At 41.0% G+C, this 15,004-nt stretch carries 13 protein-coding genes, 10 tRNA genes and 1 pseudogene; 17 read left to right on the top strand and 7 right to left on the bottom strand.

The genetic code is table 11. The features are described 5' to 3' along the window. The first annotated feature begins 3 nt into the window (after positions 1–3). The 12 genes from pth to PSH48_RS09800 all read left to right on the top strand — a co-directional run bounded on the left by pth (position 4) and on the right by PSH48_RS09800 (position 3,820). Positions 4–588 (top strand): aminoacyl-tRNA hydrolase, encoded by a 585-nt coding sequence (pth, locus tag PSH48_RS09855; RefSeq protein ID WP_024033868.1) that lies wholly within the window; start codon positions 4–6, stop codon positions 586–588. Positions 589–621: 33 nt separating this feature from the next. Continuing rightward, entirely contained in the window at positions 622–1,713 is a 1,092-nt protein-coding gene (gene ychF, locus PSH48_RS09850) for a redox-regulated ATPase YchF (RefSeq protein WP_004588829.1), read from the top strand. Between the two features lie 746 nt (positions 1,714–2,459). Then, a tRNA-Met gene (locus tag PSH48_RS09845) sits at positions 2,460–2,536 on the top strand. A 67-nt stretch (positions 2,537–2,603) separates the two neighbouring features. Further along, positions 2,604–2,688 (top strand) — tRNA-Leu (locus PSH48_RS09840). 37 nt (positions 2,689–2,725) lie between these two features. Next, positions 2,726–2,800 (top strand) — tRNA-Gln (locus PSH48_RS09835). Positions 2,801–2,805: 5 nt separating this feature from the next. Next, positions 2,806–2,882: transfer RNA gene (locus PSH48_RS09830), tRNA-Met, on the top strand. A 93-nt stretch (positions 2,883–2,975) separates the two neighbouring features. Beyond that, positions 2,976–3,060 (top strand) — tRNA-Leu (locus tag PSH48_RS09825). A gap of 40 nt (positions 3,061–3,100) precedes the next feature. Beyond that, positions 3,101–3,175: transfer RNA gene (locus tag PSH48_RS09820), tRNA-Gln, on the top strand. A 123-nt stretch (positions 3,176–3,298) separates the two neighbouring features. Further along, positions 3,299–3,383 (top strand) — tRNA-Leu (locus PSH48_RS09815). 40 nt (positions 3,384–3,423) lie between these two features. Then, a tRNA-Gln gene (locus PSH48_RS09810) sits at positions 3,424–3,498 on the top strand. Positions 3,499–3,621: 123 nt separating this feature from the next. After that, positions 3,622–3,706, top strand: a tRNA-Leu gene (locus PSH48_RS09805). A gap of 39 nt (positions 3,707–3,745) precedes the next feature. Further along, positions 3,746–3,820: transfer RNA gene (locus PSH48_RS09800), tRNA-Gln, on the top strand. A gap of 4 nt (positions 3,821–3,824) precedes the next feature. Here the strand turns inward: PSH48_RS09800 and PSH48_RS09795 are convergent. Together PSH48_RS09795 and PSH48_RS09790 are read right to left on the bottom strand one after the other, a co-directional pair. Then, complete coding sequence (locus PSH48_RS09795) at positions 3,825–5,414, bottom strand: putative bifunctional diguanylate cyclase/phosphodiesterase (RefSeq protein WP_273611472.1); 1,590 nt, start codon at positions 5,412–5,414, stop codon at positions 3,825–3,827. A 156-nt stretch (positions 5,415–5,570) separates the two neighbouring features. Then, positions 5,571–6,752 carry an FAD-dependent monooxygenase gene (locus tag PSH48_RS09790; protein WP_273611491.1) on the bottom strand — a complete coding sequence of 394 codons (1,182 nt, stop codon included), beginning with the start codon at positions 6,750–6,752 and terminating at the stop codon, positions 5,571–5,573. 244 nt (positions 6,753–6,996) lie between these two features. Between PSH48_RS09790 and miaB the strand changes: the two genes are divergently transcribed. Genes miaB through lnt form a run of 5 tightly spaced genes read left to right on the top strand, consistent with a single transcriptional unit; the run spans position 6,997 to position 12,462 of the window. Further along, positions 6,997–8,445 (top strand): tRNA (N6-isopentenyl adenosine(37)-C2)-methylthiotransferase MiaB, encoded by a 1,449-nt coding sequence (gene miaB / locus PSH48_RS09785; protein ID WP_029774570.1) that lies wholly within the window; start codon positions 6,997–6,999, stop codon positions 8,443–8,445. A 57-nt stretch (positions 8,446–8,502) separates the two neighbouring features. Further along, entirely contained in the window at positions 8,503–9,561 is a 1,059-nt protein-coding gene (locus PSH48_RS09780) for a PhoH family protein (protein WP_004589461.1), read from the top strand. A gap of 4 nt (positions 9,562–9,565) precedes the next feature. After that, the gene (gene ybeY, locus PSH48_RS09775) at positions 9,566–10,024 is read left to right on the top strand and encodes an rRNA maturation RNase YbeY (protein WP_024033864.1); all 459 of its coding nucleotides are present in this window, start codon (positions 9,566–9,568) and stop codon (positions 10,022–10,024) included. A 22-nt stretch (positions 10,025–10,046) separates the two neighbouring features. Beyond that, entirely contained in the window at positions 10,047–10,931 is an 885-nt protein-coding gene (corC, locus tag PSH48_RS09770) for a CNNM family magnesium/cobalt transport protein CorC (protein ID WP_004589463.1), read from the top strand. Continuing rightward, positions 10,912–12,462 (top strand): apolipoprotein N-acyltransferase, encoded by a 1,551-nt coding sequence (gene lnt, locus PSH48_RS09765; protein WP_273611471.1) that lies wholly within the window; start codon positions 10,912–10,914, stop codon positions 12,460–12,462. The genes corC and lnt overlap by 20 nt, the downstream gene beginning before the upstream one ends. Before the next feature lie 89 nt (positions 12,463–12,551). Here the strand turns inward: lnt and PSH48_RS09760 are convergent, their stop codons facing one another. The 5 genes and pseudogenes from PSH48_RS09760 to PSH48_RS09740 all read right to left on the bottom strand — a co-directional run bounded on the left by PSH48_RS09760 (position 12,552) and on the right by PSH48_RS09740 (position 14,944). After that, the gene (locus PSH48_RS09760) at positions 12,552–12,896 is read right to left on the bottom strand and encodes a 2OG-Fe(II) oxygenase (protein WP_273611470.1); all 345 of its coding nucleotides are present in this window, start codon (positions 12,894–12,896) and stop codon (positions 12,552–12,554) included. A gap of 270 nt (positions 12,897–13,166) precedes the next feature. Then, positions 13,167–13,388: a hypothetical protein gene (locus tag PSH48_RS09755; RefSeq protein WP_273611469.1), complete on the bottom strand. Its 222-nt coding sequence runs from the start codon at positions 13,386–13,388 to the stop codon at positions 13,167–13,169. A gap of 87 nt (positions 13,389–13,475) precedes the next feature. Next, the gene (locus tag PSH48_RS09750) at positions 13,476–14,327 is read right to left on the bottom strand and encodes an alpha/beta hydrolase (RefSeq protein ID WP_273611468.1); all 852 of its coding nucleotides are present in this window, start codon (positions 14,325–14,327) and stop codon (positions 13,476–13,478) included. An 86-nt stretch (positions 14,328–14,413) separates the two neighbouring features. Continuing rightward, a complete protein-coding gene (locus PSH48_RS09745; protein ID WP_273611467.1) occupies positions 14,414–14,704 on the bottom strand; it encodes a type II toxin-antitoxin system RelE family toxin in 291 nt (96 codons plus the stop codon). Further along, positions 14,694–14,944, bottom strand: a pseudogene (locus PSH48_RS09740) (type II toxin-antitoxin system Phd/YefM family antitoxin). The gene PSH48_RS09745 and the pseudogene PSH48_RS09740 overlap by 11 nt, the downstream one beginning before the upstream one ends. Positions 14,945–15,004: the final 60 nt, after the last annotated feature.

Genomic DNA, 15,004 nt, shown 5'->3' with positions numbered 1-15,004 from the left:
ACCTTGAATTCTATTCAAATGCTTGTGGGCCTGGCTAATCCAGGCCCCGAATACGCAAACACACGCCACAATGCAGGTGCTTGGTTCATTGAAGAACTCGCAGCACGCTACAACTGCACGCTCAAACACGATCCTAAATATCACGGCCTAACTGGCAAAGTGATCATCCAAGGCCAAGAATTCAAATTATTGATCCCCACCACCTACATGAACTTAAGTGGTAAAGCGGTCGGTAGTTTAGCCAATTTTTTCAAAATCCCCGTGGAAAACATACTTGTTGCCCATGACGAAATGGATTTAGACCCAGGCGTTGCCAAACTTAAAAAAGGTGGCGGTCATGGCGGTCATAATGGCTTAAAAGACATTATTGCAAAAATGGCAAACCAAAAAGATTTTATGCGTTTACGCATAGGTATCGGTCATCCAGGGCATCGTGAAATGGTTACCGGTTGGGTGCTTGGAAAAGCAGCCAAAGAAGACCAAGAAAAAATGGATGCAGCGGTTGATGAAGCAGTTCGTTGTATGGAAATACTTGCAAAAGATGGTGTGTTAAAAGCACAAAACAGACTACATTCTTTTAAACCATAATCGTTTAAACGAATCTTAACAAGGTATCTTACTATGGGTTTTAAATGTGGCATCGTTGGCTTGCCTAATGTTGGTAAATCAACGCTTTTTAATGCACTAACTAAAGCGGGTATTGAAGCCGCTAACTTTCCTTTTTGTACCATCGAGCCTAACACAGGTGTAGTACCGGTACCCGATCCTCGCTTAGACGAGCTAGCAAAAATTGTAAATCCTCAACGTATTCTACCTACCAGTATGGAATTTGTTGATATTGCTGGTTTAGTAAAAGGCGCATCAAAAGGTGAAGGTTTAGGAAACCAATTTTTAGCAAACATTCGTGAAACGGATGCAATTGGCCATGTAGTTCGCTGTTTTGAAGACGAAAACGTAATTCACGTTGCAGGTACTATTGACCCTGCTGACGATATTGACGTTATCAATACCGAATTAGTACTTGCCGATATGGACAGCGCTGATAAAGCAATTTTCCGTAACGCTAAAAAAGCGAAAGGCGGCGATAAAGACGCTAAAGAGCAAAATGCAGTACTTGAAAAAGTTAAAGTACACTTAGACGAAGGGTTAACACTTCGCTCTTTAGAGCTTACTAAAGAAGAAAAAGCAGCAATTAGCTCAATTAACTTCTTAACTATTAAGCCTACTATGTACATCGCTAACGTAGCTGAAGATGGCTTTGAAAATAACCCACACCTTGACCGTGTACGTGCTATTGCAGAGTCTGAAGATGCTGTAGTAATTCCGGTGTGTGCTGCAATCGAATCTGAGCTTTCTGAACTAGATGAAGAAGACAAGCTTGAATTTATGGCAGACCTAGGTTTAGAAGAACCAGGCCTAAACCGTGTTATTCGCGGTGGTTACGAGCTATTGCATTTACAAACCTACTTCACAGCAGGTGTAAAAGAAGTACGCGCGTGGACTATTCCAGTAGGTGCAACTGCGCCACAAGCGGCTGGTAAAATTCACACCGACTTTGAACGTGGCTTTATTCGCGCACAAACCATTGCTTATGACGACTACATTGCCTTTAATGGCGAAGGTGGCGCTAAAGAAGCCGGTAAAATGCGTCAAGAAGGTAAAGAGTACATTGTTAAAGATGGCGATGTAATGAACTTCTTGTTCAACGTATAATTACGCCTAAACAATCTGTTTATAAAAGCCCGCTTAATGCGGGTTTTTTTATGCCTTTATCTAAATAAGTTTTATCCCAAAAGACAAATGGCCTTAATCACTTTTAGCTTTTTAAACCAATTAGCATAATTAAGCGATCTATTTTGGGGATAGAAAAACCTGTTGATAGCTAGGAAAAATTCGCTATTTAGTTGTTCTAAATGAATTTTTTAACACAGATAGCCACACGTTTAGTCCCGCAAAATGATATAAGTCTTATTACGGATTGGTATTATAATAACGAGCTAAGTTAAATACTTTATTTAACGTAAGAAATACGTATCAGTGATAAGCAAATTACCCTACCAACTACCCCCACGCGGTGATTAATATGTAATTTTTAACGCAACTAGCGCAAGTTATGCCTACTTAAAATGATTGCATAGCCTGGTTATTAAGTATCATAGCTTCATTCAATAGCTAAAATACTCAAGAAACTAAGCTTTAATACGACTTGATCGCAAAACGACTGCTGAAATACTCAGCAGTTTTTATATTAACGGTTTTAAGTTGTTATTACTTAGTGTACTTTGACAGTTGATTTACAGTTAAAAAAACAGCAAATTTATTAAAATTTAGCCTCTTAGCTTAATTTTCCTGCAAACAAACCCTGTTAAGTGTTTTTTTGCAAAAAAGGTGTTGACGGATTTGGGTCATATCAGCATAATACGCCCCGCACTCAGCGATGAAGTGATGACAAAAGAGATGGCTAAGTAGCTCAGCTGGTTAGAGCACATCACTCATAATGATGGGGTCACAGGTTCAAATCCCGTCTTAGCCACCATTTTTCTTTTGTTGCTCAATGAAGAGTTTAAAATAACTACCTTCCTTTGATTATTCAAAGTGAAAATGCGGGAGTGGCGGAATTGGTAGACGCGCTGGATTTAGGTTCCAGTATCTTAGGATGTGAGAGTTCAAGTCTCTCCTTCCGCACCATGTTCTGATATGAACTAAACTATCAATTGTTTTCTGTTGGGATATCGCCAAGCGGTAAGGCACCAGGTTTTGATCCTGGCATTCCCAGGTTCAAATCCTGGTATCCCAGCCAACAATGGCTAAGTAGCTCAGCTGGTTAGAGCACATCACTCATAATGATGGGGTCACAGGTTCAAATCCCGTCTTAGCCACCATTTCTTTTTTAGAAGTGGCTCTGCAAGAGTTAAATTGCAGCTCAATGAAGAGTTTAAAATAACTACCTTTCTTTGATTATTCAAAGTAAAAATGCGGGAGTGGCGGAATTGGTAGACGCGCTGGATTTAGGTTCCAGTATCTTAGGATGTGAGAGTTCAAGTCTCTCCTTCCGCACCATGTTCTCGATAAGAACTAAAATAATCAGCTAATTCTTTGTTGGGATATCGCCAAGCGGTAAGGCACCAGGTTTTGATCCTGGCATTCCCAGGTTCAAATCCTGGTATCCCAGCCAATTTCTTATACCAAAGAAATTGCTATAAAGAATGACAATATGCGGGAGTATCGGAATTGAAAGTAGTCTTGAATTAGACGCTGGATTTAGGTTCCAATACATTAACACCTGTGTATGTTAAATGCGGGAGTGGCGGAATTGGTAGACGCGCTGGATTTAGGTTCCAGTAACTTAGGTTGTGAGAGTTCAAGTCTCTCCTTCCGCACCATGTTCTCGATAAGAACTAAAATAATCAGCTAATTCTTTGTTGGGATATCGCCAAGCGGTAAGGCACCAGGTTTTGATCCTGGCATTCCCAGGTTCAAATCCTGGTATCCCAGCCAATTTCTTCTACCAAAGAAATTGCTATAAAGAATGACCATATGCGGGAGTATCGGAATTGGCAGTTGTCTTGAATTAGACGCTGGATTTAGGTTCCAATACATTAACACCTGTGTATGTTAAATGCGGGAGTGGCGGAATTGGTAGACGCGCTGGATTTAGGTTCCAGTATCTTAGGATGTGAGAGTTCAAGTCTCTCCTTCCGCACCATGTTCTTATCTAGAACTAAAACTATTCCAAATTTAGCGTTGGGATATCGCCAAGCGGTAAGGCACCAGGTTTTGATCCTGGCATTCCCAGGTTCAAATCCTGGTATCCCAGCCAATTTCTATATTATCCTGTACTCTTCCTCATTAGCATATTTGTGTATAAACTCATTAATGTTTACTGGCTTGCTAAAATAATACCCTTGCAAATAATCACAATCCATTAGCGTTAATGTTTGTTTAAGATCGTTATCTTCTATTCCCTCTGCCACCACTTTACAATTAAGTCGCGTCGCTAAAAACAATGTCGATTCAACAATCGCGTAATCTGCTATTTGAGTCAGCATGTCTTTTATAAATGACTGATCTATTTTTATTTGGCTTATTGGTAATTCTCGCAGTAATACCAAAGAAGAAAAACCAGTACCAAAATCATCTACACTAAATTCAAACCCTCTGCTATTTAGTTTTTGCATCATCGTGCGGGCGGCTTCTAGGTTTGTCATCATGGCGCATTCGGTTATTTCAAAAATAATTGCGTCGCTTAACGTTGGGTCATGCTTTACTAGTTCTTCAACAAACTCATAAAACTCCGGGCTTTCTAAATCTTTAGTAGAAAGGTTTACATGCAACGAACCTATAAACCCAGCTGCTTTTAACACCTTTAAGTGCTTTATTGTTTCTAGTAGCACCCATTTAGAAATAGTTAATATCAACCCACTTTGCTCAGCAATACCAATAAATACCTCAGGGCTAATAAATGAGCCATCACTTTGCGGCCAGCGTATTAATGCCTCTGCACCATGTACTTCATCGGCTCTGGCATCAAAAATAGGCTGTAAATAAAGCTCAAATTCGTGGTTTTTAATGGCGTGCTTAATACGTGAGGTCATATTTGAAAGCTCATTTGCTCGGGTGCTCAGCGCCTCAAAGTAATGTACATACAATTGCTGTGTGTCTTTAGCCTCATGCAGTGCTAAGTCTGCTTGCTTTAATAGCTCATTAGCGTGCGACGAGTGATTCGCAAAGGTTGTTATTCCCACAGTCACGTGTACACGTAAACTATGCTCGTAAATATGAAATGGGTGTTTGGTTGATTTTTTTATTGCTTCAATACATAAATTAATTGCCTCATTGGCTGAGTTATCAACAATAAGTGCAAATTCATCGCCGCCTAAACGGTACAGCTTGGCTATTCCCACAATATTATGGCTGAGAGTTTTTGAAAAAATGCTTAACAGCATATCCCCTACTTTATTGCCGTATGAATCATTAATCGATTTAAAGCGGTTTAAATCTATAAGCATTAAATAAAACGAAGGCTCGTACTTAACTTGTTTGTTAAGCACCTGAAAAAACTTTTTTCGATTAGGGAGGCCGGTTAAGCTGTCGTTTTCGGCAAGGGTTCGTTGACGTTTTGCAAAGCGGTCTATTTTTAAAATACTTTTATAACTAAGCTGAATAACTAAATATACAAAAGCGCCCCCGCCAAATAAAATAAGCGATACGCTCATAGCAATAAATCCGGCTATATCGTTATTTACAAAATAATAAAGTACATACCAATAACCCACTATAAAGCTAAAAATAAGCGCCAGTAGCAAAATCCACGAAACACGGTTAGTTTTTTTACAAATTTTTATTGTTGGCACAATGCTCAGCGTTAGTAGCAAAGCGCCGACAATGAGTATAAAAATAAAAAAAATATCCACAAACACACAACTTTTAATTGGTTAGTAGTTTGAGTATGGCAAAAAAACGCAATAACGGAATAAATTAATAGTGACAACTATGCAGGTGCCCAAGTGGCATAAGAAAGGGAGTGATTGGCTGTGCATTTATTAAATTAGCCAATCACTTAAGCGGATTTAATTAAGCTCCCCACTAATGGCGTATTTTAATACCCAGTTTTTTAAAGGACCGGTATTGTTAGCCATTTTTAAAAACTGGCTGCGTGCCCATTTTAGTGGCGTAATTTGATTAGAAAAACCAAAGTAACACGCATCCATCATGCTCATCATTAATAGGTTGGCTTTACGGCGGCTTCGCTCGTATTCTTTTAGTTTTAGCGGACAACCTATATCATCAGCGTCTTCAAGTGCCTGTGCGAGTGCTACCACATCTTGAAAGCCTAAATTAACGCCTTGCCCGGCCAGTGGGTTAATTGTGTGAGCTGCATCGCCCACTAACACCAAACGCCCATTAGAGTAATTATTTGCATGCTGACGGGTAAGCGGAAATACCGCATGGCTTTGCACCTCAAAATCTCCTGCAAGCAGCGGAAACTTATTTAACACATGCGCTTTAATTTGCTCGGCCGTTAACCCTTTAAAGTTTTGTAAGGTATTGGCGCTGTCGTACCAAATTAAATTAGCGTATGGCGCCTGCATAGGTAAAAAGGCTAACGGGCCTGTAGGGGTAAATTGTTGCCACGTTTTTACTTGCTGCGGCGCATCTAGCTTTATTAGCACGCCCATGCAGTGCTGCTGATACTGCCACCCTGTTACACCAATATTTGCCTTGGCACGTAGCTGCGATTGCCCGCCATCGGCTGCAATAACTAAATCAGCAGTGTAACGGGTATCACCATAAATGAGGGTGATTGACGTTATGTCTTGCTCAATAGCGCTTAAAGGTGCTGACTGTTCAATAACCTCAATATTATAATGTGCAAACTGCTGCCAAAGGCTTGCTTGTATTAAATTGTTTTCGATTAAATGACCTAAGTGCGAAGTATTAATATCGGCGCAATCAAATAATAGGTTGTCGCCACCGCGCTCAAATGCTTCTAACTGCGTGTAAGGTGCTAATCGATTTTGCCTTAAAATAGGCATAGCCCCTAGCTCGTCCAGCAGGTTTTCTGAAAAACGGTTAATAGCCGATACCCGTATATCTACCTGATCACTTGCTAAAATGGCGTCGGCGTTAATCAGTTTTTTTTCTATTATTTGTACTGATTTTCCTTGCTGTGCAAGCTTTATGGCCATGGCCGCACCGACCATCCCTGCGCCTACAACAATCACTTTGTTTTGAGTCATGTTTTTCATCATTTGGTTAATACGTGAAACTGTTTTGATTGTACCGTAACTCGCCGCATTAGTGCGAGAGTATATAACTATCACGCTATTAAACTGCCTGTGTATTGATTTGAGATCACAAACATGAAAACTATACTTGGATCTGGGCGGGTATCCAGCTAAAATACGCGTCCTTTAAGTGAGCAACCTTGCTCCTTAATCCCGTTTTAAGCACATTTTTGTGCCACTACCGAATTGAACACGAGGCTATATTTCAATGAGCAAAAAGCTGCATATCAAAACTTGGGGTTGTCAGATGAACGAGTACGACTCTCAGAAGATGGCTGATCTTTTAGATGCAACCAACGGCTACCAGCTAACGGAAGAAGCAGCAGACGCCGACGTTATTTTACTTAACACCTGTTCAATTCGTGAAAAAGCCCAAGAAAAAGTATTTCACCAATTAGGTCGCTGGAAGTTATTAAAAGACGACAAGCCAGATTTAATTATTGGTGTAGGTGGTTGTGTTGCCTCACAAGAAGGTGACTCTATTCGCCAGCGCGCACCGTTTGTTGATGTTATTTTTGGCCCACAAACATTGCACCGTTTACCAGAAATGATTAAACAAGTGCAAGGCGACAAAGGTTCATCGGTGGTTGATATTTCGTTCCCAGAAATTGAAAAGTTTGACCGTTTACCAGAGCCAAAAGCAGAAGGCCCGTCTGCATTTGTATCAATAATGGAAGGTTGTTCTAAGTACTGTACTTTTTGTGTTGTACCTTATACCCGTGGTGAAGAAGTTAGCCGCCCATTAGATGACGTATTATTAGAAGTTGCGCAACTTGCCGAGCAAGGCGTACGTGAAGTAAACCTGCTTGGTCAAAACGTAAACGCATACCGCGGTGAAACACACGATGGCGAAATTTGTTACTTCTCAGATTTAATCCGTTATGTAGCAGCGATTGATGGCATTGACCGTATTCGTTACACCACCTCGCACCCGGTAGAGTTTACGCCAGATATTATTGATGCGTACGCTGATGTACCAGAGCTTGTTGATCACTTACACCTACCCGTGCAAAGTGGTTCAGACCGTATTCTTAATTTAATGAAACGCGGCCATACAGCGCTTGAGTACAAATCAACAATACGTAAGCTGCGTAAAATTCGCCCTAACTTAAGCATGTCGTCAGACTTCATTATTGGTTTCCCAGGTGAAAGCAAAACAGACTTTGAAGCCACAATGAACCTAATTAACGACATTGGCTTTGATATGAGCTTTAGCTTTATTTACAGTGCGCGTCCTGGTACGCCTGCCGCCGACTTACCTGATGACGTATCAGAGCAAGAGAAAAAAGAGCGCTTATACCTATTACAAAACCGTATTACACAAATGGCACAACAAATTAGCCGCCAAATGTTTGATACAGAGCAACGTATTTTAGTTGAGGGGCCTTCTAAAAAGAACCCAATGGAATTACGTGGCCGCACCGAAAACAATCGTGTAGTTAACTTTGTTGGCCCACATACAGTGATCGGCCAGTTTGTTGATGTACGTATTACCGAAGCGTTACCAAACTCTTTACGTGGCGATTTAATTCGTACAGAATCAGAAATGAACTTACGTCGTGATATTGCTCCTTCAGCTATTTTAACAAAAGCTGCAAGCGTTGAGCCAAAAATCGATACAACCAACGAAATTGGCGTAGCTACTTTCGTACCGTAGTTGTATAAATTCATTGCGCCAGTAACCCTTACTGGCGCACCCGAATAGGAAGTAATTTTGAGTAATCAGTTAAAAACATTAGAGATTTATTTAGAACCTGCCGACAACAAACGCCTTTCTTCTTTATGTGGCCCGTTTGACGAAAACATCAAACAAATTGAACGCCGCCTAGGTGTTGAAATAATCCACCGCGACAACTTTTTTAAAGTAACAGGTAAACTGCACTCAAGTGCCGCGGCCGTAGACATTTTAAAAAACCTTTATGTTGATACTCAACCTGTTCGTGGCGAAATTGGTGAAATAGAGCCCGACAACGTACATTTAGCCATTACCGAATCAAAAGCCCTAGAACAAGAAGTGCCGCAAAGTGCGTACGGCAAAGAAATGTTTATTAAAACCCGCCGTGGCGTAATTAAACCGCGTAACGACAACCAAGGTTTGTATGTTGCTAATATTTTGCATCACGACATTACCTTTGGTATTGGCCCTGCCGGTACAGGTAAAACATACCTAGCAGTTGCAGCCGCAGTAGATGCCCTAGAGCGCCAAGAAATACGTCGTATATTACTTACCCGCCCAGCGGTAGAAGCCGGTGAAAAACTGGGCTTTTTACCAGGCGATTTAAGCCAAAAGGTAGACCCATACCTGCGCCCTCTTTACGATGCGCTATTTGAAATGCTTGGCTTTGAAAAAGTAGAAAAACTTATTGAAAAACACATTATTGAAATTGCCCCACTTGCTTACATGCGTGGCCGTACACTAAATGATGCGTTTATTATTTTAGATGAAAGCCAAAATACCACCGCCGAGCAAATGAAAATGTTTTTAACCCGTATAGGCTTTAACTCTAAAGCAGTAATAACGGGCGATATAACACAAGTTGATTTACCACGCGGTGCGCGCTCAGGCCTTCGTCATGCAATAGAAGTACTTAGCGATGTTGAAGAAATTAGCTTTAACTTTTTCCAATCGCACGACATTGTTCGCCACCCTGTTGTTGGCCGTATTGTCGAAGCCTACGAGCGCAATGACGAAAGCGAGCGACTAAAGCGGATAGAAAAACAAAAAGCCAAAGAGCAACTTGCCGCTCAACAGCCGCCTTCAACTAAAGAGTAATACCGTGAGCACCGAATTAGATTTACAAATAGCGTGTGAGTTTGACAACCTCCCAAGCGAAGAACAATTTGCACTGTGGGCCGATAAAGCCCTGAGCAAGTTTCGTGATGAATCTGAGCTGAGCATCGTTATAAGCGATGAAGCCCAATCACAACAATTAAACAACGACTACCGTGGTAAAAATAAACCAACCAACGTGTTGTCGTTCGAATTTGAAGCACCGCCAGGCATTGATTTGCCATTAGTAGGTGATTTAATAATTTGCCCAGCCATTGTACTGGCCGAGGCAATCGAACAAGAAAAGTCATTTCATGACCACTTTGCCCATATGGTTATTCATGGATGCTTGCATTTACTTGGATTTGACCATATAAAGAGTGAAGACGCTTTTGAAATGGAAAGCATAGAAAAGCAATTACTTGCAGAGCTAAACATAGCTGACCCATACCGGGACGAAATTTAAATTAACGGAGCATTTAGACGCAATGAGCGACGATAACTCGCAATCTAGCCAGGGTTCTTCTGGCAAAACGTGGATGGGCCGCATAGCCCAAATGTTGCAAGGGGAACCCCAGAATAGAGAAGAGCTGGTTGAAGTAATTGCCGACGCGCAAGAGCGTGACGTAATCGACCCAGAAACCAAAGAAATGATTGAAGGTGTGCTTGGTGTATCCAAGCTTAAAGTGCGCGATATAATGATCCCGCGCTCACAAATGGTCACACTTGAGGTCGACAGCCCCCTTGAAGATTTGATCCCCATGATGGTCGACTCCACCCACTCGCGTTTTCCGGTGGTGTGTGAAGACAAAGACCACGTTGAAGGTATTTTGCTCGCAAAAGACTTGCTGCCGCTTATTTTAAATAAAGATGAGCACCTACCCTCACTGCGCGAATATTTACGCCCAGCCATGGTAGTGCCAGAAAGCAAGCGCGTAGACACCCTACTAAATGAATTTCGTCAGCAACGCTACCACATGGCTATCGTCATTGACGAATACGGCGGTGTATCGGGCCTTGTCACCATTGAAGATATTCTTGAAATAATTGTCGGCGAAATCGAAGATGAACACGACGAAGAAGAAGATCAACAAGATATTCGCCAACTTGCTAAGCATGTATACGTAGTACAAGCGCTCACCCCTGTAGATGACTTTAACGAGTACTTTAAAACAGGTTACAGCACCGATGAAGCCGATACCATTGGCGGTACGGTACTACACGCATTTGGCCATATGCCAAGTCGCGGCGAAACAATTGAAATAGACGACTATCAGTTTAAAGTAACTAATTCTGATAACCGTCGTATTTTACAACTGCAAGTCACCGTTCCTAAGGTTGATGAAAACGACAGTGAAGAAACTACTAACTAAACTCACCCTGTTAGTAAAAGATAAAAAAGCATGGCTCGCACTGGTTGCGGGCCTTATTTTAACTTTTGGCTACGCCCCTTACCAAATTTGGCCCATCGCATTTTTTAGCATTGCCGCCATTATTTTTTGTATTAACCCAAACAACACAGGTAAAACGCACGCGAAAAGCGCCGCTAAATATGGCTTTATATTTGGCTTAGGCTGGTTTGGCGCGGGTATTAGCTGGGTGCACGTATCTATTGCCACCTTTGGCGGCATGCCGCTTATAGCGTCGCTCTCGTTAATGACTTTACTGTGCTCATATTTAGCCCTGTTTCCGGCGCTGGCGTTTTGGGCTGCAACTCGCTTTGCAAGTGGCCCTAAAAGCATGGGGGCACTTCTAATTGCCAGCATAGCCATTAGTGAATACTTACGTGGACACTTACTGACTGGCTTTCCGTGGCTAAGTTTTGGCTATACACAAACAGATGGCCCGCTTAGGCTGCTTGCCCCTTATATTGGCGAATTTGGCTTAACGCTTACCTGTGTTGCCATTGGTTTTGCCCTTTACAGGCTCACCCAAAAAGATTTTAAAACCCCATTAATAAGCGCAGCCGCTTTAGCGTTACTTATTATTGGCGCATTAAATACCGGTAATAATCACTACTCTGGCAAAGAAATGTCGACCTTATTGGTGCAAGGTAATATTAAACAACACCTGCGCTTTGAACCCAGTGAGTTTTGGACCACCATGAGCAAGTACCAAGACCTAACACGCCCACATTGGGATGCCGACCTAGTGGTATGGCCCGAAGCCGCCGTGCCCGAAATAGAAGCCCTTGCCGACACGTACTTAGCCAATTTAGACAGCGCGGCCTCGTTTAATAAAACCGCATTAGTTACCGGTATTGTTGACTACCAGCTCGACACCAAAACCATTTACAACACCCTTATTGTGGTAGGTAATAAAGAGCACAACGACGAGCACGGCCATTATCGCTACCTAGACAAAAACCGTTACCGTAAGCACCAGTTGTTACCTATCGGCGAATTTGTACCATTTCAGGATATATTGCGCCCTATAGCGCCATTGTTTGATTTACCTATGTCATCGTTTACCCGTGGCGATAGAGTGCAAAACAACCTACGCGCCAATGGCTTTAACCTGCTACCTGCCATTTGCTACGAAATAGTATTTTCCGATTTAGTACGCGGTAATTACCAAAGCGACTCTGACTTGCTGTTTACCGTAAGTAACGATGCCTGGTTTGGCGATTCAATTGGGCCATTACAACACATGCAAATAGCCCGCATGCGCGCATTAGAGTTACAACGCCCGCTGGTACGCGTTACCAACAATGGCGTAAGCGCCGTATACGATCCAATAAGCCACACTCAGCAAACCATGCCACAGTTTGAAGCCGCGACCATGAAAGCCGATATAAAGCTTATACAAGGCGACAGCGTGTACAGTCAATACGGAAACGTCTTTGTGTGGGGGGTTGTGTTGCTGCTGGGAGTTGGTGGGTTTGGGGTTAGGTTTAGGAAATAAAATAGGGTTAGTAGCTGTGTAAAAAACAGCTATTAAAAAGAAAGGTGTTTTTTGTTGGGTTTCGCTTCGCTCTACCCAACCTACAATAATTACTTTTTGATCCAACCTATGCTTAAAATATAGCGAGTACCTTGCTCTATTTTTAATACTTGATGCCGCTCAATATCGGGCCTGAAAAGTTTAATTCGACTGTAATTTATAATCGGGTTTTCACACATAAACTCACCACCCCTAGCGGCATGCTTCAATACAACATTAAGCCTATAGTGCCCGCCAGTTTTAACTTCATCGGTATGCGGCTTTATTTCGCTGCCCTGCGGGAATTTAATTAAGTATGCATCCAATTTCAAAGGGAAAAGCATGTAGCACAATAACATTTTATCGTAACCCGACTTTTGTCGCCCACGTTGCCAACTAAATAATTTATTTGCCATAAACTACACTTTCACTTGTTCTGAAAATCCCTTAGAAAGAATATCAAAACCACTTAAATTTCAGTTTGGCAGAGTGTACTCTGCTCGCCTGTGGTCTTAGTAGATTGCAGTGAATATCAATATAGCTACTCTTATTTGATTCTATAAATATGTCATCGCTTTTACCTAAACAATTACCAACAAACTTGCCGTTCTTATCAAATGTAGAAGCAATAACTCCACCAGCATATATACTTTCGTTGGTTATATTTTTTAGCTCTGCAGTTATTCTTACGCGCCCATTTTCTTAAAAATATCAGAGAGAGTAAGTTTGTAATCATTGCTTAAATCAGACGTGCTATCTAATGTTTTATTAGAAACCTGCTCTTTAAATCCACTCTCCACCTCAGCAGCTATTGTGAGCGCGTACACACTAATACCACCTAGAGTTGCTATTACAAACCCTGCTCCCCAAAAAAAAACCTTTATAATCTCATTAAAAATATTACTCATTTAATTCCCTTTTAATTTCCCCACTGAATTTAGTAAATAATATACCCAAAGCAACTCTTTTTTCTTACCAAGTTTATGAGTTAAGGTTTACCTTTTTAATAACTCTTTAATCCCATAATACCAACTAAGCGCAGCGACTGTGCCATGAGTTTCATCTTTAAAGTAACGTTGATTAATAATTAGATTATTGCTTGGGTGCGCTTTTAACTTTTTAGCAAACGCTACACCCCATTGGTAATTTGTTTTACCAATTTCGCCAAACGCTTCGTCATTATTTGCAAAGGTAAAATATACATTGCCATTAAGCGGCTTATTTATAAGTTGTTTCTCATCAAAATAATGGTTTAGGTAGTTATTATCCCACAGGTAGGTTGCATCAATTATTAAGTAATCTGTAAATAGCGCATGGTTGCTAAGTAATACATAACTTGCAAACAAGCCACCGAAGGACTCACCTATTAATACGCGTTTAGTTGATGTTCGATAATTTTTATTAATGAGAGGAATAAGTTCTTTTTCAAAAAAGGCACTGTAATTTGCGGCGTTGCCAATATTTTCAAACTTTTCTAGAAGTTTACCGTTAAATGTCCAATCAACATTGGTTGGGGTAAAATCCCGCTCTCTTATCGCATTTTTACTATTAGGAATGGCTACTATAATTGCTTGTTGTATTTGCTGCTCAAGCCGCTGAGTACTAAGTGCCTCGACTAGCCCAGCGACAGCTTTTAGGTGTGTTTGGTCACCATCGAGCAAGTAAATAACTGGGTATGACTGATTGGGGTTTTCATTGTAGCTTGGCGGTAAATAAACGCTAAAACTGCGTTGTTCATTTAAAGTAACAGACTTAAGCTGATAGGTTTTGGCTAAAGTAATAGGCTCTGAGGCATTTACATTTATTGTAAAAAATAAATATAAAAATATTATTGATAAGACTTTCATACATATCCTTGTATTAAATTAATAGCTAACCAAGAAGAAACGCCCGCCCTTCTTTCAACAATCAAAACACCGCTTTTATTGATAAGCTATTCCTTAGCTCTTGAGGCTAACTTTTTATATATTGCATCTTTATCGCGTCTACCAATTGCGAGTACATATACCACAACTTCGTCATCAATAACTTCGTAAGCAAGGTGGTACCCTGCCGTACGCAATTTTATTTTATAAACATTATCAAAGCCGCGTAATTTAGAGGCTGGGACATGCGGATTATCTAAGCGCTCAGCAAGTTTCTTTTTAAACTGGCTTTTAAGTAGTGGTGCAAGTTTTTCCCACTCTTTTAAGGCTGCTGGTAAAAACTTTAACTTATAAGTCATCTATACTAACTTCAACCGCTTGAGATAAATCGCCTCTGCGGCTCTCAACAACTTTAGTTAGTTCATAATCATCCAATTGTTCCATAAGTTGCTCATACATTTGTGCAGGCACCAAGTAAGCTGCAGGCTTATTATGATTTAATATGGCTATTGCAGCGCCATCAGCTTCATTTAAAAGCGCAGTTGGGTTTTTTTAAGTTCTGAAATACTTGCCGAACAATCAGCTAAAACCTGTCTCATATAACACCTATAAAGAACTAAATTAAGACCTTATTTTAGCCCTTTTTTATCTAAAGCTAT

The sequence above is a fragment of the Pseudoalteromonas sp. Angola-4 genome, from assembly GCF_028599265.1.
In the GTDB taxonomy this organism is placed as follows: Bacteria; Pseudomonadota; Gammaproteobacteria; order Enterobacterales; family Alteromonadaceae; genus Pseudoalteromonas; species Pseudoalteromonas atlantica.
This window is presented reverse-complemented; position numbering and strand designations above follow the sequence as displayed.

Excerpts from the sequence above, each read along its gene's own strand:
- ychF (WP_004588829.1), top strand. The coding sequence starts at position 622 with ATGGGTTTTAAATGTGGCATCGTTGGCTTGCCTAATGTTGGTAAATCA.
- PSH48_RS09790 (WP_273611491.1), bottom strand. The coding sequence starts at position 6,752 with ATGATGAAAAACATGACTCAAAACAAAGTGATTGTTGTAGGCGCAGGG.
- miaB (WP_029774570.1), top strand. The coding sequence starts at position 6,997 with ATGAGCAAAAAGCTGCATATCAAAACTTGGGGTTGTCAGATGAACGAG.
- corC (WP_004589463.1), top strand. The coding sequence starts at position 10,047 with ATGAGCGACGATAACTCGCAATCTAGCCAGGGTTCTTCTGGCAAAACG.
- PSH48_RS09760 (WP_273611470.1), bottom strand. The coding sequence starts at position 12,896 with ATGGCAAATAAATTATTTAGTTGGCAACGTGGGCGACAAAAGTCGGGT.
- PSH48_RS09755 (WP_273611469.1), bottom strand. The coding sequence starts at position 13,388 with ATGAGTAATATTTTTAATGAGATTATAAAGGTTTTTTTTTGGGGAGCA.
- PSH48_RS09750 (WP_273611468.1), bottom strand. The coding sequence starts at position 14,327 with ATGAAAGTCTTATCAATAATATTTTTATATTTATTTTTTACAATAAAT.
- PSH48_RS09745 (WP_273611467.1), bottom strand. The coding sequence starts at position 14,704 with ATGACTTATAAGTTAAAGTTTTTACCAGCAGCCTTAAAAGAGTGGGAA.